The sequence below is a fragment of the Tamlana sp. I1 genome, from assembly GCF_015355625.1.
Lineage (GTDB): Bacteria > Bacteroidota > Bacteroidia > Flavobacteriales > Flavobacteriaceae > Pseudotamlana.
Map to the genome: position 1 here is coordinate 180,257 of NZ_JACLAF010000011.1, position 21,453 is coordinate 201,709.

Sequence of the window (21,453 nt, forward strand, 5' to 3'; positions counted from 1 at the left end):
ACCCTTAAAAATACTAGGTTTTTAAGGGTTTGTTAATTGAATAATATAAAAAAACACGATGGTTTTTATGAATGTGATACTAGAAGTAAAACGTGTTATTAGATTATTTTTCCTTCAAAGAATCTAAAAATCCACTAGGAGTAAGGCCATAAAATTTCTTAAATGAGGTGCTAAAATATTTAGGATTGGAGAATCCAGAGCGGTAAGCCACTTCTTTTATGCTGCACGTGTTTTCTATAAGCAATTTTTTAGCATGCTTTAATTTGGTATGAATAATAAAATCTTGAGGCGATAAATCCACTAAGTTTTTAAGCTTCATATATAAGGATGTTCTACTCATGTTAAAACTTGCCGATAAATCGTGCACCGAGAACGATTCATTTTCAATATTCTTAATAATAGTGTCTTCAAGGTTTTCTAGAAACTCTTGGTCGTTTTTATTTCTAAATAGCGAGGCATTATCGGCATCGTTATTCTGAATGAATTTATCACGTAACTTTTTCTGCCACTTTAAAGTATTTACCATTTTAGCTAGTAAAAACTTAATTTCTATAGGTTTTTCAATGTATTCTGATATACCGTTTTCTATACTTTCTAGTTTTTGTGCCGAATTTTGCAGCACCGTTAACATAAAAACAGGAATGTGATTTAAATTAATATCGTCTTTTAACTGTTTAGCCATTTGCATTCCATCCATTTCTGGCATAATAAGATCGGTAAGAATAATATCTGGAAAAATTTGCGACGCCATTTCTAGGCCTTGCTTTCCGTTGGAGGCTTCAAATATTTGAAAATAAACCCCCAGCGTTTTTACCAACACGTCTCGAAGTTCGTCATTATCTTCAACAATTAAAATTTTGCTGTCGCTAAAGGTTTCAATTTCAGAAGGTTCTTCACTATCTAATTCAATAACATTGTCGGCAGGTTTTTCGTTTGAAAATATTTTTTTATCGTATTCAAATTTCAAATTCTTAAGCACTACAGTGAATGTTGTACCTTTATTTTCTTCACTAGTAAAATCGATGCTGCCACCCGTTTTTTCAAGCAGTTTTTTAACCATCATTAAACCGAGTCCTGTTCCTGGACGCTGACTGTTAATAACGTTTCTAGCACGGTAATAGCGTTTAAGAATAAATTTTTGTTGGTCTTTTGGTATGCCTAAACCTTCATCAATCACCTCTATTTTTAGCTCGCGCATGTTGTTTTGGTAGAGGTTTATGGTAATAGTGCCGTTTTCAAACGAATACTTTATGGCATTGGTAATGAGGTTTAAAATAATTTTATCAAAATCATCTTTATCAAAATAAAATTCACCTTCATTCCAATTATTATTAAGTATAACTTTTAAGTTTTTTTCTTTGGTTAAAGGTTCAAAATTATGAATGCGTTTTCTTAAGTGGCGTTCAACATGAATCTTGGTAATGTCTATATTTTGCGCAGAGTCTGATGTTGCTTTTTGAAAATTCAGCATTTGTTCAAAAAGAGAATTGATACGCTTTACAGTTGTTTTAATTCGTTTTTTTGAGTCTTCGTTAGTTCCGGCATTTTCCGTCACATTATCTAAGGATGAAATTAAAATGGTTAATGGGGTTTTAATTTCGTGCGTCACATTGTTGAAGAAATCGATTTGCTCATCGGCATTTTTCTTTTTAACAATAACACTTGTAAAATGTATAATGGTTAAAATGACACCTATTAAAAGCACAAAATAGAGCAGAAAAGCTCTGCTAGTAGCCCACCAAGGGGATAAAATATTAATTTCAATTTGGCGAGTATCACTAGAATTTGCGTATTTGTTGAAGGCCTTAATTTTGAAAACATAACGACCAGGACTTAAATTGGTATACGAAGCATAATGTGTAGGGCTAGGGGGAGTCCATGCTTTATCAAAACCTTCTAGAATATATGCGTATTTAATTTTAGATGCCGAACTGTGTAAAACCCCTGTAAAACTGATTTCGATTGAATTTTCATCATGTTTTAAAGTAATGGATTCTGTATCGTTTATAGGTTTTGATAGGATGCCCTCTCCAGGTTGAACGGTTTTATTAAATAACTTGAAGGAATCGAATACTAATTTGGGCGTGTAACTGTCGTTTTTAATGCTATACGGGTTAAAAAGGGTAACGCCACCTACACCTCCAAAAGCAAATAAACTGTCGTTTAGTTTTCTGTAACTCCCATAATTAAATTCAGTGCTTGCTAAACCATCACGACTATCAAAAATATTTATGATGGTGTCTTTTTGGGTAATGTTAATATTGGCTAACCCTTTTGTAGTACTTGCCCAAATTGTAGAGTCTGATGTTGTTATGAAGCCTTGAACAATATCTGAAGGCATTCCAGAGTCTAGGGTAAGTTTTTTTACAGCATTTGTTTTAGAATTGTAAAAAACGAGACCCTGACCGTTTGTTGCTAAAATAAGGTTACCATCTTGGGTTTCGTAACTACTATTAATTGTAGAGTATCCTAAAGTGTTTATATTAGGTTTTAAAGCTTCAATTAAATTGAATTCTTTTGTAATGGGGTTTATGGTATATACACCATATCTTCCTGTAGTAAGTATGTTGCCTTTACGCGTCTCATTAATAGATTTTAATTGTTGTATGGGGTAAGTTTCAATACCTCCAGTTGGTTTTATTACAGCTAAATCGCCTTCAATACCTCCTGCCCAAATATTATTTTTAGAATCTTTATAGACAGCGTATATTTTAGTTAAAAGTTCAGGGTGTTTTTTGTTGTAATGTGTGCTTTTAAGAGAATTTATGTTTAACTTAAAAAGGCCATTGTTGTACGTGCCAACCCACATGTAATCGTTGTCGGGTTCTAAAGCCATTACAATGTCTTGTTGTCTTTTTGCTTGGTTAGCAAGGCTAGGGATATGGCGCCATGTGTTTTTAGATCTGTACCAAATGCTAATTCCTTTTTTTGTACCAAACCATAAATTGCCATTTTTGTCTTTGGCAATTGCTCTTGTAAAATCTGTAACAATACTATTTTTGTCATTAAAACGGTGGCGTATTTTAATATAGGGTACTCTGTTGGAGTCGAAGTAATTTATACCACCACCATAAGTGGCAACCCACAAAATATTTTCTTTATCGAACAGAATATCATAAACCCCATTACTAGAAAGTGTGTTTGGGTTATTTGGGTCTTCTATAAAATGATCAAGGATGGAAAAAGTATGCGTTACGTGATAAATTCCATCACCATCTGTGGAAATATAATAGCTATTATCCTTGTTTTTAATTACATCGGTTATGGTATGTGTTAGATTTGTTTTTAAATCTATCTTAGTAACGGCAAGAGACTTAGTGTCTATTTTAAACAGTTTTCCCGTTTTAGTGCCAATAATAAAGTGGTTGTCTAACTGTGTAACAAGGCTTATATTATTAAGGTCGTTATCTAAATTCTTTTTTTCTAGGGTATCATGGGTGGTATCATATATATAGAGACCTTTTTGAGTACCTAAAATAATATGATCTTGATAAGTGCTTAAAGATAGAATGTTGTGATTGCTAACAATTCTAACCAGTTCGTTGGTGTTCGATTTTGTGTCGTATTTCCATAAACCATTAAATCCGCCAACCCAAATAGTTCCATGGCTATCTTCTTTAATAGTAGTTACTAATGAAGGGTTTATGTCCGAATTATTCTCTACCGGTTTAAAAATATCTAATTTAGAATCGTATAGACATACGCCGTTTTCTAAACCAATCCAAACCTGTTGTTTGGAATCTATAAAAACTTCTTTGGTTCGGTTACTGTAAAAATCGGGTAAGCCATTATAGGTATTGTAAATTTTATAGAATTTAGAATTGTGTTTTAAAACACCTTCTTCGGTTGCAATCCATAAATTTCCAATAGTATCCTGCGCCATGGCGTAGGTAATGCTTTGCGTAGATACATTCTCTCCTTTTAATTTCTGAAATTCAATATTGTTTTGCGAAAAAGTGAATTGACAAAAAAGAAAGAAAGTAAACAGTTTTATGTTTAATTTTAATTTCAAGGTGTAGTTTTATTAGCAAATAAATGTAGTTAATTTATTTTTATAGATTACAAATATTATAATAGTTGCAAAACTAATCAATAAAAAAAATCAGATTTAATTTACCGATATTTTAAAATCCTCACCTTATAAATGGTAATGTATACTTTGTTAAACGATGATTTTGATTGTTTTTTGAATAAACCGTTTTTGTAACTCAGACAGTTTTCAAACTGCATATTGTGTTTAACTAAATTAAATTTAGTGTATTGAAAATCAATGGTTTAAATCAATGTCGAGTTTTAGTCTAGTTTCATAAAAGCATTTTGTTATTTATAATTTCTAATATTACATAAAGTATAATATCAACTAAAATGTCTGTAAATAAATTCTTATTTCTAATCACGATATTTGGTGTGTTGTCTTGTTCTACCCCACAACCGATGAGGAACTTAGCCATTTAGAAAACAATACCTATACTATAGATTGGATTCGAGTTTATAAACCAATTTAACTTAAATAAGATTTTAAAAAAAATTAAGAAAATGAAATATGTAATATTATTGTGCGTCATGTTCGCTTTTAATTGTGATAAAGCAGATACACCTATTAATGATGATCAAGAAATCGACAATCCAGGAAACGGAGGCGATGAAAATGAAGGTAATGAGAATGAAGGCGGCGAAAATGAAAATGAAGGTGAAGAAGAAGAGGATATGTACATGCTTCCTGAAGCATTACCTGTTTTAGAAGAAGGTAAAACTTGGACCTATCAAGATAAATTTTCAAACGAATTTTCAGCCGATAAATCATCCGAAGAATTTACAACAAATTGGCAGGATAAATTTTTCAATGGTTGGAGAGGGCCCGATAAAACGAGATATACTGCGTCGCGTTCTTCAATCGTAGATGGCGAAATGATATTTGAAGCTGCTGTAGTTAATGGAACTGTTGAAACAGGTTGTATTAGCTCTAAAGAAAAGGTTGAATATCCTGTGTATATGGAAGCGCGTGTTAAAATTAGCAATTCGCCATTGTCTACTGCTGTGTGGATGTTAAGCGAAGATTCTACGCAAGAAATAGATAATCTTGAGGCTTATGGCGATGTAACAAACGACTATTTTTCTAAGCGATTACATTTAAGTCATCATGTGTTTATTAGAGATCCGTTTCAAGATTATCAGCCCACAGGACAAGAAACTTGGTACGCTGATGGCAAAAATACCGTTTGGTCGCAAGATTACCATACGTACGGCGTTTTATGGTGGGAGCCTAGAGATTTAAGGTATTATGTAGATGGTAAAGAGGTTAGAAGAACTCCTGAAGATGAAATAGATCCAGAAAATTACACAGATGGCACTGGTTTAGTAAAACCCATGTATTTAATTATAAGTCAGGCTGCCCAGGGTTGGAGAGAAAATACTGGTATAGACTACCTTACCGATCCAGGAGTAACAACCCCAGAAAGAACCAGAAATTATTTTGATTATATCAGAGTTTTTAAACCTGAGTAATCAACTTTCTTTATCAATATAAAAATCGTCTAAAAATGTAATTTTTTAGGCGATTTTTTTTTTTTTTGGATAATTCATGCCTTTCAAATGTTGTATTTTAAAGAAAATACCTAAATCTAAAAGATTCATAGTTTAATCTAAAAAAAAGTAAATGATGTAATGCTTGTTGAGTCATTTTCAAGAGTTTCTTGTGGTTTATTGTGTATTTAGTTGTAAATGTGGGGCTTGTCTAGTTTTTGTCAAGTCCCTTTTTTTAAGTTTTTGATGTGTAATGAGTAGTTTAGAGTGTACAAAGTGTACAAAATAATTACAACTAACTAATTAAATTAACTTATGAAAAAAATTACATTATTATTCGTGATGTTTATCGGTGCATTAACTTTAAATGCACAAGTTGTCGATGTAGATTGGGCAGCTGGAACACCAACAGGATGGCCAGTACCCGCTAATGACATTACAGTACCATCTCCATGGACAGTAACTGGAGAACAAAAATTGGATTTTGTTAACTGGGGAGGTTCAGATGGAATCAGATTTTATACAGCAGATACTTCTGGAGATTTATGGTTAGCCTATCATGCTACAGGTTTAACGATAGGAGTAGATTATAAGATTGAAGCAACCCTTCGAACTCAAAATGACAAAGTAGATATGACTCTTTATGCTTGGCCAGAATCTGAAGGAAATTCTCCTTCAGGCGTTACAGTTGTTGGGTCGCCTTTACCTGGATTTGTTGATAATGCAGATGGTGCTTATTCAGTAACTTTTGAAGCTACAAGTGCAAGCATGGTATTTGGTGTGGGTGTAAACAGAAATGGAGGAACTCCGGGTTCAGCTATTAGAAATTTTAAAGTCACTGAAGTGAGTACAGGACCAAGCACAGAAACAGACATTCTTACATTTACATTACCAGAACAAACTAGTGAAGCAACCATTGATGCAACTGCTCATACTGTAGCTATTGAAGTTGCCTTTGGTACAGACTTAACCAGTTTAACCCCAGCCATAACTTTATCTGCCAACGCAACTGTTAATCCGTTATCTGGCGTTGCTCAGGATTTTTCAAACCCTGTTGTTTACTCAGTAACTGCTGAAGATGCTACAACAATGCAAGATTGGACGGTTACAGTTACCGAAGCGGTTGCAAATACAGAAACAGATATAGTATCTTTTATTCTAGCCGAACAATCAGGAACAGCTACCATAGATTCAGGAGCTCATACTGTTAGTATTGAAGTTGTAAATGGGACTTCATTAGCTAGTTTAACTCCAACTATAGGTCTTTCAAATGGAGCAACTGTTTCACCGCTTTCTGGTGAAGCTCAAGATTTTTCTTCTGGAGCTATAGATTATACGGTTACAGCACAAGACAACACCACTACAGAGGTTTGGTCTGTAACGGTAACAGAGGCTGCTCCGAGTGCAGATGTGTTTAAATTCAATCTAGAAAATCAAACCGAGTCTGATGCATTTATGGCTAATTTGCCAAATGGATTTTCTACTACAGGAACCGTGTCATCAAATCAGTTTGGAGGAACTTATGGCGTTAAAATAGAAAGAAATAGTTCACTTAATTATTCAGTAACTGGTTTAGCAGCTGGCGAATACAGTATAGAGGGGGTTATCATGGTACAAAATAAAGATAATTTATCTTGGATTCAAGATGTTTGGGCTTCTGGAGGAACTGTTTCAGCGCCTATCCTGCAAGATGGTACAAGTAGTTCATTTGTAACTTATACCGAAACAGTAACTGTACCAACTACAGGCGATTATACGTTCGGAATTGTAAGAGCTAATGATGGTGGTCAATTTGTTGTAAAATCATGGAAAGCAACGTATTTAGGGCCAACTTTAAGTTCAAACGATGTTGCGCTAGAAAACAACTTTACCGTGTTAAAAACAGGGGTAAAGTTAAAAAACGTTTCTGGTCATGTTCAGATTATAGATTTAGCTGGTCGTGTGCTAGTTTCAAAAAATATGAGAAATCAAGAAACCTTTAATTACAACTTTAATCCTGCTACTATATATATGGTAAAACTTTCTACTAAGGAAGGTAGTGTTACAAAAAAGGTGGCTTTTTAATCAGTCATATAATATATTAATTATTTAATACCAAGAGACTGATTGCAAGCGTAACTAATGTTCTTTTAGTTTCTAAGATAAAACCAAGCTGTTTAAATAAATGGCTTGGTTTTTTAGTTCTGTATCAATCAATTATTAAAAAAGGTATTGGTATAAGTTAAGATTTCGAAACTTTGGGGATTGAAGGGGGTAAGCACATGTTAACTTGGTTTCAATGTATCTTCTTTAATCTGATTCTTCATTAATAAATAGTGTCAAGCTTAAAATAAACATTGATTTCATCTGCTTCAACTTTGTGTAAACATAGTTTTGAGAATGATAGTCTATATAATTCTTTAATATTTTTAATTAATTCAACTTGAATTATATCATTTACATAACGATGACTCGGTTTTCAAATTTTAATTTTTAACGGAGTCGTTCTGTTCAAATTTTACACACGTAATTTAAAAAAATGAGTTTTTCCAGTCTTAATTTTCCCGTTTTTTTGATGATTCTTGTAATTTTTAATCCAGAATTGTAATGTTTCAGGATATTTTTCAGATTTAACAAATTTTTATTAAGCGATAGGGTTATGATTTTTAAATAGCTCTATGTTGTGTAAGGTGTTGTTTTTTAGCTGTTTTTATTGTTTCAAGCTCCTGTGTTTTTAGGTGTCTATAGTTTTTGATTATAGTGTAATTTAAAATAATTATTGATAAGATTAAAATTTGATATTTTTTTGAATTATGGTTTGTCAAAAAATAGAATTTAACTAAATTTAACATGTCTAAGTTAGAGACCTTTTTCTAACGATTATTACAGATTTATTTTGTTATTTATCATAGTAATTTAGAAGGTTGACTAACGCTATTTAATAATTCCAATACAGATTCTATTGAAGAAGAAAAGGGAAATATTACCTCCAAAATCATCAAGATGGCGACCAACAGCAGTCTTCTTTATTGCTGTTATTATTGGCTTAGGATTATTTATGGCTAGAGAGTCTAAAATAATCTCTTATATGTCTGATGATCCACAAGCTTGTGTGAATTGTCATGTTATGACACCTGTGTATAACAGTTGGATGCATAGTTCGCATCGAGAATGGGCAAAATGTAACGATTGCCATGTACCGCACGATAATATATTTAACACCTATTATTTTAAGGCTAAAGATGGTTTGTATCATGCTTCTGTTTTTACTATGAGAGCAGAACCCGATGTTATTGAAATGCAAAAAGCATCTCAGGAAGTGGTTCAGGATAATTGTATTCGCTGCCACGTTCAACAAGTAACGCAAGTGAAATATGATGGTTGGATAGAAGATCACAGAGAAAATAGAACAGGACGACAATGTTGGAGCTGCCATAAACAAGTACCGCATGGTAGTGTTCATGGTTTGTCAACAATCAAATTCAATATAGCACCTATACCCACAGACCGAGAGGATGAACTTGTTATTCCTGAGTGGATGCAAGAGCAGATTAAAAAATAATAAAAGTACAGCAGATGAAAAACAAAGTATTATTTATCGTAACCATTATTGTAGTGTTTCTATTAGGGCTTTTGGCATCAAGTATTGTCAATAGAAAATCGGAAGCAAAATACAAATATGTGCCTCAGGTTAATATCGCTGAGAACGAACCAAGAAACGAGGTTTGGGGGGAGAACTTTCCGTTAGAGTATCAATCTTATATGCAAACGCTCGATACTACTTTTGCGTCTATGCAAGGCGGTTCTGCAACTCATGATGTGTTGGCTGATGATCCTAACCTTGTAATTTTATTTGCAGGGTATGGTTTTTCTAAAGATTATAATCAGGGTAGAGGACATGCTTATGCTATTGAAGATATTAATAATACATTAAGAACAGGTGGTCCTAAAGGAGATGGCGACGGACCAATGCCTGCAACCTGTTGGACTTGTAAAAGTCCTGATGTACCACGTTTAATGAATGAAATTGGTATAGATGAATTTTATAGTGGTAAATGGGCAGATAAAGGTGCCGAGATTGTAAACCCAATTGGTTGTGCCGATTGTCACAATCCTAAAACCATGAAATTGCGTATTACTAGACCTGCTTTAGTTGAAGCTTTCGAATCGATGGGGAAAGACATCAATAAAGCAACACACAATGAAATGCGTTCTTTAGTTTGTGCACAATGCCATGTGGAGTATTACTTTAATAAAAACTTGCCAGGAAAAGAGGGGATACCTTATTTAGTATTCCCATGGAAAGATGGGATGACGGTTGAAGACATGGAAGCCTATTATGATAATATAGAATTCTCTGATTGGACTCACCAATTAAGTAAAACACCAATGTTAAAGGCGCAGCATCCAGGTTACGAAACGTTTACTACAGGTGTTCATGCCGATAGAGGCGTATCTTGTGCAGATTGTCACATGCCGTATAAAAGTGAAGGCGGACAAAAATTTACAGATCATCACATTCAGTCACCTTTAAACAATACTTCGAATGCTTGTCAAGTATGTCATAGAGCAGAGGCAAGTAAACTAATAGAAAATGTTTACGACAGACAACGTAAAGCAACCGAAAACCGTTTGAAGCTTGAAAATATGTTAGTTAAAGCGCATGTTGAAGCTAAAAAATGTTGGGACTTAGGAGCGACAGAAGAACAAATGAAGCCAATTTTAACCGATATTCGTCACGGACAATGGCGTTGGGATTATTCAGCAGCTGCTCATGGTGCATCTTTCCATTCACCAGTTGAAACCGCTAGAGTTATAGGAAGTGGTTTGGTAATTGCTCAAGAAGCGCGTGTTAAGTTAGCACGTTTATTGGCTACTTTAGGTCATAATGCTCCTGTAGATTTTCCAGATATTTCAACAAAGGCAAAAGCACAAGAGTATATTGGTTTAGATATGGAAAAACTTAAAGCTGAAAAAGCTGAGTTTAAAAAGAATCTTTTACCAAAATGGCTTGAAGAGGCTAAAGAGCGTGAGGCAAAAATGCCGATTAACGCTGTGTCTGCAACAAATTAAAAAAAAACACTTTTACACAATAGATTAAAAGAGGCTGTCTGAAAAGTTTACTTGATGTCATATTGAGCTTGTCGAAATATTTTTAACTGATTACTAATCCATTTGGGTTTCGACAAATTCAACTTGATAAATCAAAATTAACTCACTTTTCAAACGGTCTTTTTTAATTTAATATACCCATCCTACTTTTCCATATCTATGAATAAAATTTACCGTTTTTTCGCTTCACCAATATTAGCCGTATTTCTGTTATTAACTTTTGCTGTGTCCATGGCTACTGCAACTTTTGTTGAAAATGATTTTGGTACGGCTACAGCTTGGAAAATGATTTACGATACTTGGTGGTTCGAAGTGGTTATGTTAGGGTTGGGCGTGTGTTTTATAATGAATATTTATAAATACAAACTCTGGCGTTTAGAAAAATGGCCATTATTAACGTTTCATTTAGCATTTATAATTATTTTATTAGGTGCTGGTATTACAAGGTATGCTTCATATAGTGGAATTATGCGAATTCGAGAAGGTGCTTCTTCAAACGTTATAATATCAACAAATAATTATTTACACGTCCATCTTTCTGATGGAAGCAAAACAAAAACAGTGAAAAGAAAACTGAACTTTTCACCATTAAGCAATAACGATTTTGAAATTAATACAGACTTTAATAATCTGCCTGTGAAAATTTCATATAATGAATTTATAGCCGATGCTGTTCCCGAAATTAAAGATGATGCTGAAGATGGTAAACCATTAATTCAAATGGTCGTTTCAGCAGGAAACGGAAGGGAGACTGTTTTTTTAGAAAAAGGGGAGATTGAAGCTATAGGCGAGCATCAACATAAAATTGGTTTCGATGTAAATCAAGATGATGTTATTAATATTACAGAGCAAGACGGTGTGTTTTATATTTTATCACCAAGAAACCTAAGCATGTTTGTCATGGCTACCGAAACAGCAAGCACCATTGTAAAAGACAGTTTGCATACCATTCAGTTGCGAACCTTATATCGCGATGGCGATGCTTCATTTGTGCCATTATCATATCACCCGAAAGGGAAAATAACTTTAGTTAGTGTTTCAGAAAAACCAAAAGATAACGACGAGCAAAAAGATGATGCTTTAATTGTAGATGTGCAAGTCGGTGAAAAAAAAGAAACCACGAACATATTATATAGAGAAGGATTTTTACCAACCACGCATGATGTCGAGCTTAATAACGTAAAAGTAACCATTTCGTATGGGGCTGAACCTATAACAACACCTTTTGCAATTAAATTGAACGATTTTGAATTAGAACGATATCCTGGTTCTACAAGTCCGTCTGCCTATGCTAGTGAAGTTACTGTAATTGATGGTGATGAAGCAATACCACACCGCATTTTTATGAATAATGTGCTGGATTATAAAGGGTATCGTTTTTTTCAAGCCAGTTATGATACCGATGAATTAGGGACTGTACTTGCTGTAAATCATGACGCATTAGGAACAAACATCACCTATTTAGGTTATTTTTTAATGATGATAGGGATGTTCTTTACTCTATTTAGTAAAACATCGCGTTTTACATTGGTAAATAAAAAATTAAAAAAGTTGAAAACTAAAACGGCAGCGGTACTTGTCTTGTTGTTTTGTTTTTCAGCGCTAGGTTTTTCACAAATAAAAACTCCTGAAATTAATATAAAAACAATTCAGCAGTTAACGGTCGATGAACAACATGCCGACATGTTTGGCCGTTTAATGGTTCAGGATCTCGATGGTCGAATAAAACCAATGAACACCTTGGCTTCAGAGTTTTTAAGAAAACTTACTAGAAAACCATATTTTAAATTTTCCGAAAAAGGGGAAAGTATTACTTTTAGTGCGAACCAGGCTTTTCTTGCCATGCAATCGGCATCTAATATCTGGCAATTTATTCCCTTAATTAAAGTTGATGTTGAAAAAGGCGGGGAGTTATTTAGTAACTTAAATGTCAGTGATGATGGTTTGGTGTCCTTCACCGATTTATTAGATAAAAATGGTAAATATTTACTTGGAGAAGTGGTCGAAAAGGCGAACCAAAAAAAACCGGCCGAACGTAATGAGTTTGATAAAGAAGTTATTAAAGTAGACGAACGCTTCAATATTTTATATAATGTGTTTTCGGGGAATTATTTAAAGGTGTTTCCTAATAGTAATGACGCTAATAATAAGTGGCACAGCCAAACCCATAATTTCGAAGATTTCCCTCCAGATGATGCAAAGTTTGCTCAACAAATTATTCCAAGTTATTTTGAAGATGTCAATAAAAAGAATTGGGTTGCAGCCAGTGAAAAGTTAGAATATATAAAAACCTTTCAAGATGTATTGGGTAAAGATATCATCCCATCAAGAAAGCGTATTGAAGCCGAATTGTGGTATAACGAACTAAATTTGAACTTTTGGTTGTTTCAAGTTTTCTTCACTATAGGCGGTGTACTTTTAGTATTGGCGATTTCAAAAATATTTACAAGAAAAAAAGTTATCGAACTCATTTGGGGACTCTTTGTACTGTTAACGCTTATCTGTTTTTTACTCTTCACAGGTAATATTATCTTAAGATGGTATGTCGCACAACACGCCCCGTGGAGTAACGGTTATGAAATGTTGGTTTTCGTGTCTTGGGTACTCTTATTATGTGGTTTACTAACGTTTAGAAAGTCCGATTTTGCATTGCCGTTAGCCACCTTGTTTTCGGGGGCTTTATTATTTGTGAGCTATTTAGATTGGTTAAGTCCGGAAATCACCAATTTAATGCCTGTATTAAAATCATATTGGTTAAAAATTCACGTGGCCACCATAGTGAGTAGTTATGCCCCTTTAGCGCTTTCGGCAGTTTTAGGATTTATGGCTTTATTGTTAATGATTTTTAAAACAGAAAAAACTAAAAAAGAAATTGATATTCGAATTAAGGAATTAACATATATCAATGAAATATCAATGACCATTGGTTTATTTGTTTTAGCGGTGGGTACTTTTTTAGGAGGTATATGGGCTAATGAATCCTGGGGGCGTTATTGGGCTTGGGATCCTAAAGAAACATGGGCGTTAATCAGTATTATAGTGTACGCTATTGTATTGCATTTACGTCTAATTCCAGGTTTACAAAGTAAATATGTACTTAATACGGCAAGCGTTTTTGCTTTTGGCTCTATTATAATGACTTCTTTTGGTGTGAATTATTATTTATCAGGATTACATAGTTATGCTGCTGGCGATCCGCTGCCCATACCAAAATTTATTTATGTATTAATAGTACTTGTTGTGGTTGTTTCTGTATTGGCTTATTTTAGAAAACGGAAATTTCAACATTAAAAAAAATTTGCCCAAACGCTTTTTACTTATTAATATTGCCGTTTAATTGGATTTTGTTCTAAAATTGTTAGAAATTCGTAAAATAAAAATAAAAAAATCGACAAAACGCTTGTTAATGTCGTTTAATTACATAAATTTGTAAAACTAACCCTAAACTCTCAAGTATGAAAATAAAATTAATCTTTTTAAGTTTTAGCCTATTCTTAATAACAGGTATTGGTTTTGCTCAAAAATCTGACGGTCCAAGAAGTATTATTAGTGATAAAGTTACTATTAAGAAGTACCATAATGTAGAAGAATTAGAGCGTATGCAAAAGGGTGAAGTGTTAGCGCTTTATAGAGAAAGAAATAAAGTACTTACTAGAATATTACCTTATATTGCTTTTGCTACAAAACCAGGTGTAACCATGGTAACTTTAGGTATTCCTACAAATAGTACCAATGTAAAAGCTTTAGATAATCAACTAGAGGCGGCAGATGAGTACGTAAATAGTACGACATTTTTTCTAAATGAGTATTTACCTTATGCTGATACTAGAAATTTAATTTCTGCAATTTTATTCTATGAAGAGATTTTAAAATCTTTACACCAATTTAACGAATTTCGTTAGACGTAAAATCTCATCATAATATTATAATATTTTGATGCTATTAAAGTAATTTGAACTTAATAAAAGTTAAGTTTTATTGTTTTAATAGCATTTTTTTAGTGCAATATTTTAAGTTTTACAGGCTTATTCTAATTGAATTTTTGAATAAAATAACACATCTGATTTCAATCTAAATTTTAGTAAAACAGTTTTTATTAAGAAAAAAATAATTTTTTAATCCCTCATTGTGCATTTCGTCGATAGAAAATTCGTCAAAAACAACTTATTTTGTGTATTTAGTCGAAATAATTGGTATTTCATGGATTTATTTTTATTTTTGATTTGTAGATGATATAAAGTCGTTTATAGTTTTAACTCCAAATTGTTTAATTATGAAAAAAATTACCCTTACAGTTTTCATCGTTCTATTTGCATTAGCAACTAGTTTTGCACAGCAAGAAAAAGGAATTATAGGAAAAAATAACTGGCTAAATAATTGGACTGATTTTCAATCCAGAAATCAGAGTTATGCCGAGCCTTCTCAAATCTTAACAGGAAACATTACTGAAGATACTAAGTTGGTTAAAAGGCATGTTTATTTATTAGTTGGTAGTATTTTTGTAACAAACAATGCGGTACTAACCATTGAGCCAGGAACAGTAATTCTTGGAGATTATGCAAGTAAAGCATCGTTAACAATAACTAAAGGAGCGGCTATTATTGCGGCTGGATTAGAAACCGATCCGATTATTTTTACTTCAAACAGACAAATTAAAAAAGCAGGCGACTGGGGTGGTTTAATCATTCTTGGTGATGCGGCAACTAATAAATTTGGAAATGGTTCTGTAGCGTCATATTATACAAGATTAGCAGGGTCAAACTACGCGCATACAAATTATGGAGGCGAAAACTTGAATAGTAATTCAGGTTTAATGAAGTATGTAAGAATTGAATATGCTGGAAGCAGAGTTAAAACAGGATTGAATTTTAATGGTTTATTATTAGCCGGTGTTGGAAGAGAAACAGTACTAGAAAACATTATGGTTAGTAATGCCCAAGGAAATTCTTTTGAAATTTGGGGAGGTAATTTTTCAATGAATAAAATGGTGTCTTATAAAGCGAATCAAACAGATTATAAATTTAATTATGGTGCGCAATGTGAGTTAATTAATTCATTAGCAGTAAGATCACCTTATGTTTCTAGTAGCAGTGGCTCAAGATGTCTTGAGGTTGTAGCTTATGATAAGAGAGAAGAAGTTGATTTCGCTAAGCCTTCAACAGCACTTAAAGCTCAAAACTTAACCTTTTTAAATGTGTCTAAAGATTTAAGAGCAGATATCAGCATGGGATTAGTAAAAGAATCTGTTTATGTTGGAGAAAATGCAGCGCTTGACATGAATAAAAGTGTCATTTCAGGATTTAATCCAGCGGTTATTTTCGAGAACAAAATTCAAATTAATCAACAAACTTTAGATAAAATTAAGTTTACAGATATGTATTTCAGCAACTGTAATGGAAACATTTTTGTTGAAAACAACTCTAATAACGAAGATTTAGAAAACTGGTATGGTAACCACGCGTTTTTCAATGTGTATTCTAAAGGACATAATGCTGAAACGTTTATCGATATTAACAATTTAAGAAGACCAGATTATAGACTAAGAATTAATAAGATTATTGCTTCTAATGAAGTAGAATCAAACTAAATTAAACTACTATCATTTTTAGATTTATAGTTGGATTAAGCATAACAAACTAACAAACCCAAATCAAACTACAGCGAAGTCTAAAGTCTACAATTGCATAATCTTTTAGGATTAAAATAACCATACGTTTTACATGTAGGTGTTAATTGCGACCGTAGATTTTAGACTTTGTTTTGTAGATGGAATTTCCAAATGAAAAACCTCTCATTCATACAATTTTTTACTTTTTTTATTTTCTCTTTTTCATTTCTAGCACAAGGGCAAGTAGTTATAAGTAAACCTAATTTGGGATTTAGTCAAGCTTGTGCAAGTCCATCTTTTAATAGTTATAACCTTACTTTTAGTTTTTCACCTGAAGCTTCTATTTCATCTTCAAATCAGTTTATAATAGAATTATCTGGTGCCGATGGTAGTTTTGCTACCTCCGAAGTTATTTATACATCCGAAGCTGGTGCAGTAACAACATCGCCAGCAACCTTAACTTTTGCTGTGCCTACCATAGTTTCAGGACAATCTTATAAAGTTCGTGTAAAAAGTACCGACCTACCAGCAACAAGTACAGGATCTGATGCTTTTCCGGCTTATTACAAATTACAAGACACTCCATTTACTATAAACAATTTAGTTGAAACGGCTAATTTTTGTTCGGGAGGTAGTTATTTATTAACAATAGACAATCCAGGAACTGGAGATAATGATTCTCCATTAAATTACCCTTCGCTTACTTACAATTGGTACCGAGAAACAAGTCCAACAACAAAGGAATTTGTAGCCACGGGAGAAAGTTTATTGGTTACAACTTCAGGAAGATATTTTGTAGAAACAAATTATGGTACTTGTAGTTCCAACTCGTATTCAAACCGTGTTCAAGTTACTGAAGTCGCTTCGGGTGGTGTGAGTTCTGTGACATCTAGTTTAGGAAATCCATACTGTATGAGTGATGGTCCTACTACTTTAAGTACATCTACTGGAGATAGTTACCAATGGTATAAAGATGGATCGATTATTTCTGGAGCTACCGAGCAAACTTATGTTACAAACGAGTCTGGTGAATATACTGTTAGTGTTAATTTAGGAAGTTGTACGGCTAGTGCATCAATTAATTTAGATAATTCTGGCTTCAATAGTGAAATTAGTGGGGTTAGTTTAGATGATGACAATGTTATTGATGATGGCGATACACTATTAGTAACTGTAACTACCGATGCGAGTAACCCAACTTTTGTCTGGTATTTAAACAATACAGTTATTTCTGGTGAGACAACAAATACTTATACCGTTACTACGGTTGGTAATTATAAAGTTGTGGTATCGCAAGATTCTTCAACAGGTAGCTGTGTGGCTTCAACCGATTTTGAGTTTAAAGTAACCGGGGGATCCGATTTTTTTCCTGATGTTTCCAATATTCCTAATATCATAAGTCCTAATGGAGATGGTATTAATGATACATGGATTATTCCAAAAGAATATGTTGCAGGAACCAATACCGAAGTCGTTATAATTAGCGCTCAAGGTAAAGTCGTTTTTGAAACTAAAGATTATCAAAATAATTGGCCAGAGGAGTCAATAGATTTTAAAAGTGTAAATCCGGTGTATTATTATATTATAACTCCATCAAACGGTAGCGCCCGAAAAGGAACATTAACAGTACTTAAATAACATGAAAAAACATTTATTACATATCGTGTTATTTTTCTGTTTTCTTCAGCAATTCCAAGCTCAAGAAGATGGTGTTGTAGGATTGAATATTCCAGTGAGAACCTCATTAAAATTTAATAGAACTTTCATTAACCCTACTTTTAGTTTTGTTCGCGAACAAAATAAATACATCTCTTTTAATAATAATAGAGAGTTTGCGCAGTTTGATAATGCGCCGCAAACCTACTTATTTGGTTATTCTGGGCGTTTTAGAGAAAACATAGGGGCTGGTTTGAGTTTATTTCAGCAAAATTATGGTGTTTTGTCCACTTTTGGAGGGGTAGCCAATTTTGCCTATAATGTTTCTTTAGACCGTTATAGTAATTTAACTTTTGGTATTAATTTAGGAATTTATAGCAGTGGCGTTAATGACGGAAAAGTAATATCAAACGATTCTGACCCTGTTCTAAATGATGTGCCTTCAAATACTGTTTTTACTATAAATCCCGGATTTAACTACGGTACAGAGTTTTTAGATTTTGGTGTCGCTTTAAATAATATTGTGTCTTATAATTTTGCAGCATCAGAAGTTATTGAAGAAAATCCACAACAGGGCGTACAAATACATGCCATGTACACAGGTTATTTTAATTCAAGAGGATTTTTTGATGAAAGTAAATTTTCAGCATTAATTCGTTCTGAATTTAGAAAAGATCAAACCATCGTTTCTGGTATTATGATGGTTAGTGTACCTAAGGGGTTTTGGGGACAAACAGGCTATAATACACTTTACGGTTTTTCAGTAGGTGTAGGTTTAAATATTACTTCGCAAGTTGCGCTTGAGTACAATTACGAACAAGCTGTAGGTGCTATTTCGGCATTAGGGAATTCTCATGATATTACTTTAGCATACCGATTTAAAAACAAAGATCGTTATTATGACGAAGAAGAAGCTCAAGGTTTAATTATCCCTGAAAAGAGCTATAAGAGTTCTAATAAGGTTACGCAAAGTGTAACACCAAAAGATTTACCAAGAAAATCATCAACAGCTCCAACACAGGCACAATTAGAAGCGGCAGCAGCAGAACGAGAACGCAGAGCAGCGGCAGCAGCGGCCTTACAGGGTAAAGTTGAAGCAGAACGTTTAGCGGAAATTGAAGCAGAACGCCTTAGAAATGAAGCTGCATCACAACAATTAGCAGAAGCAGAACGATTAAGACAAGTAGAAGCTGCACGTTTAGCTGAAGAGGCAAGAATTGTTGAAGAAGCCGAGGCTGCTAGATTAGCAGAGGCCGAACGCCTTAGAAAAGAAGAAGAAGCACGATTAGCTGAAGCTCAACAACTTAAAGCAGAACAAGAAGCTGCACGTCTTGCAGAAGCAGAACGATTAAGACAAGTAGAAGCTGCACGTTTAGCTGAAGAGGCAAGAATTGCTGAAGAAGCCGAGGCTGCTAGATTAGCAGAGGCCGAACGCCTTAGAAAAGAAGAAGAAGCAAGATTAGCTGAAGCTGAACAACTTAAAGCAGAACAAGAAGCTGCACGTCTTGCAGAAGCAGAACGATTAAGACAAGTAGAAGCTGCACGTTTAGCTGAAGAGGCAAGAATTGCTGAAGAGGCAAGAATTGCTGAAGAAGCCGAGGCTGCTAGATTAGCCGAGGCCGAACGTCTTAGAAAAGAAGAAGAAGCACGATTAGCTGAGGAAGCACGACTTAAAGCAGAACAAGAAGCTGCACGTCTTGCAGAAGCAGAACGATTAAGACAAGTAGAAGCAGCCCGTTTAGCTGAAGAGGCAAGAATTGCTGAAGAAGCCGAGGCAGCTAGATTAGCAGAGGCTGAACGTCTTAGATTAGAAGAAGAAGCGCGTTTAGCCGAGGTAGCAAGACTTGAAGCAGAACAAGAAGCAGCTCGTCTGGCCGAAGCCGAGCGTTTAAGAAAAGAAGAGGAAGCACGTCTTGCTGAAGAAGCTCGAATTGCAGAACAGGCTGCAGCTGCAAGTTTAGCAGATCAAGAAGCGGCGCGTTTGGCGGCAGAATTAGAAAAACAAAAAGCTGAAGAAGCTGATATGGCCAAAGCGATTATGCCAACCGATGCAACAACACGATTAATGAATGATATTTCTAGATCGGTATATGAAACTGGTAAAGAGCAAAAACTGTTGTTAGATAAATTAACAGAAAAAGTAGCCAGCAAACAACAGGATCTTGACGACTTAATTGAAGAGAATAACTTAAGTGAAAAAGGTATTGTAAAAGCACCTAAAGCATTTAAGAGTATTTCGCAAGAAAATAGAGAGCTTGATGCTTTAACTTTAGAAATTGAAAACCTTATTCACGAACAGAATAATAAGATTAGAAAATTAGATAAGATCTATAATGACCGTTTAAAAGAAGTGCCAGACTTAAATGAAGCAACTAACAAGTTCTATAGAGAAAGGTTAGAGATTCTGAAAAGAGAGCAAGTAGAAGCATTACAATTAAGACAAGGATCTATCTTCAAAATTGAAGCATTAAAAGAGGAAATTAAAGAGGAGAGAAAACGTAGAATTAAACGTGCCTTATATGATAATGAAGCCGATCGTTATGCTAAAGATCGCGCAGCATTAAAAGAAATTAAGGAATCTACATCTATAAGTTCTGTGCCTTTAAAATCATCTGATTTTGACTATGGTGAAGAGTTAAGTAACATCCAAATTGTTAAGGGTATTAATAATGTTAAAGACGGGTATTACTTAGTAGTTGCGGTACATACCGATGTTGATAAGAGAGATGAATTCTTAAGAAAAGCAGTTGCTGCTGGACAGAATAATATTAATTTCTTCTTCGATGTAAATACGAGTAAGTATTATATTTATTATGAAAACTACAGCGGTATTAACCAAGCACAATCTGCTTTAAGTCAAAAAGGAACCTTACCATATAACGGTAAAATGTCCTTAGTAAAAGTGGAGAAATAGGTTTTTTGGTTTTTAGTTATTGGTTGTTGGTTACTGGTTATTGGTTTTTAGCAGGTTAGCATCGATATTCAATAATCAGTAACTAAACAATACATACGATTAGGAGCACAACAGTCAGGCAGAGCATGTCGAAGCCTTTTGAAGTTAGTTGTTAGTTGTTAGTTGTTAGTTGTTGGTTTTTAGAGGGTTATCATTCATAGTCAACTCCTAAACATAAATACAATTAAAAGTTCAACCGTAGCAAGCAAGTCGTATTCTATTTCAAACGATCATAACTCATAACTAATAACTATTCATTGTTCATTGTTCATTGTTCACTGTTAATTGTCAATTCTGGTTGTTGGTTTTTAGAGGGTTATCGTTCATAATCAATAATGACTCCTAAACATAAATACAATTAAAAGGTAACCGTAGCAAGCAAGTCCAAATCTATTTCAAACGCTCTTAACTCATAACTCATAACTCCTCACTCATAACTTATAACTATTAACGGATCAAGAGCAAAAGTTGTGGGATTTTAGAATTAAGCAAAAATAGTAGTTAATCTATAGAGGAAGAATTTTACGTTTCTCACGCCTCTGAACTGCGTTCTAAAAGCTTTAATTTTGGCATTAAAGGATTCTGCAGAAGCATTTGTACTTCTATTAATAAAATAGTTTAG

General features: G+C 33.8%; 11 protein-coding genes. 9 read left to right on the forward strand and 2 right to left on the reverse strand.

Annotation, left to right across the window (positions count from 1 at the left end):
- Positions 1 to 103 precede the first annotated feature (103 nt).
- Positions 104 to 4,012 (reverse strand): ATP-binding protein, encoded by a 3,909-nt coding sequence (locus tag H6X70_RS11895; RefSeq protein WP_194767909.1) that lies wholly within the window; start codon positions 4,010 to 4,012, stop codon positions 104 to 106.
- 524 nt (positions 4,013 to 4,536) lie between these two features.
- Between H6X70_RS11895 and H6X70_RS11900 the strand changes: the two genes are divergently transcribed.
- The 9 genes from H6X70_RS11900 (at position 4,537) to H6X70_RS11940 (ending at position 20,792) form a co-directional block, all read left to right on the forward strand.
- A complete protein-coding gene (locus H6X70_RS11900; RefSeq protein WP_194767910.1) occupies positions 4,537 to 5,505 on the forward strand; it encodes a family 16 glycosylhydrolase in 969 nt (322 codons plus the stop codon).
- 333 nt (positions 5,506 to 5,838) lie between these two features.
- Complete coding sequence (locus H6X70_RS11905; RefSeq protein WP_194767911.1) at positions 5,839 to 7,587, forward strand: T9SS type A sorting domain-containing protein; 1,749 nt, start codon at positions 5,839 to 5,841, stop codon at positions 7,585 to 7,587.
- Positions 7,588 to 8,464: 877 nt separating this feature from the next.
- A complete protein-coding gene (gene nrfH, locus H6X70_RS11910) occupies positions 8,465 to 9,064 on the forward strand; it encodes a cytochrome c nitrite reductase small subunit (protein ID WP_194767912.1) in 600 nt (199 codons plus the stop codon).
- A 14-nt stretch (positions 9,065 to 9,078) separates the two neighbouring features.
- Positions 9,079 to 10,575 (forward strand): ammonia-forming cytochrome c nitrite reductase, encoded by a 1,497-nt coding sequence (nrfA, locus tag H6X70_RS11915; RefSeq protein WP_194767913.1) that lies wholly within the window; start codon positions 9,079 to 9,081, stop codon positions 10,573 to 10,575.
- Positions 10,576 to 10,773: 198 nt separating this feature from the next.
- Complete coding sequence (gene ccsA, locus H6X70_RS11920; RefSeq protein WP_194767914.1) at positions 10,774 to 13,905, forward strand: cytochrome c biogenesis protein; 3,132 nt, start codon at positions 10,774 to 10,776, stop codon at positions 13,903 to 13,905.
- A gap of 164 nt (positions 13,906 to 14,069) precedes the next feature.
- Positions 14,070 to 14,516: a hypothetical protein gene (locus tag H6X70_RS11925; protein ID WP_194767915.1), complete on the forward strand. Its 447-nt coding sequence runs from the start codon at positions 14,070 to 14,072 to the stop codon at positions 14,514 to 14,516.
- A 371-nt stretch (positions 14,517 to 14,887) separates the two neighbouring features.
- Positions 14,888 to 16,201: a hypothetical protein gene (locus tag H6X70_RS11930; protein WP_194767916.1), complete on the forward strand. Its 1,314-nt coding sequence runs from the start codon at positions 14,888 to 14,890 to the stop codon at positions 16,199 to 16,201.
- A gap of 285 nt (positions 16,202 to 16,486) precedes the next feature.
- Positions 16,487 to 17,860, forward strand: coding sequence for a gliding motility-associated C-terminal domain-containing protein (locus H6X70_RS11935; RefSeq protein WP_228530350.1), 1,374 nt, complete (start codon positions 16,487 to 16,489; stop codon positions 17,858 to 17,860).
- Between the two features lies 1 nt (position 17,861).
- A complete protein-coding gene (locus tag H6X70_RS11940; protein ID WP_194767918.1) occupies positions 17,862 to 20,792 on the forward strand; it encodes a PorP/SprF family type IX secretion system membrane protein in 2,931 nt (976 codons plus the stop codon).
- Between the two features lie 523 nt (positions 20,793 to 21,315).
- Here H6X70_RS11940 and H6X70_RS11945 read toward each other — a convergent pair.
- Positions 21,316 to 21,453, reverse strand: a 138-nt coding sequence (locus tag H6X70_RS11945; protein WP_194765898.1) for a transposase, incomplete at its 5' end; no start/stop codon positions are given.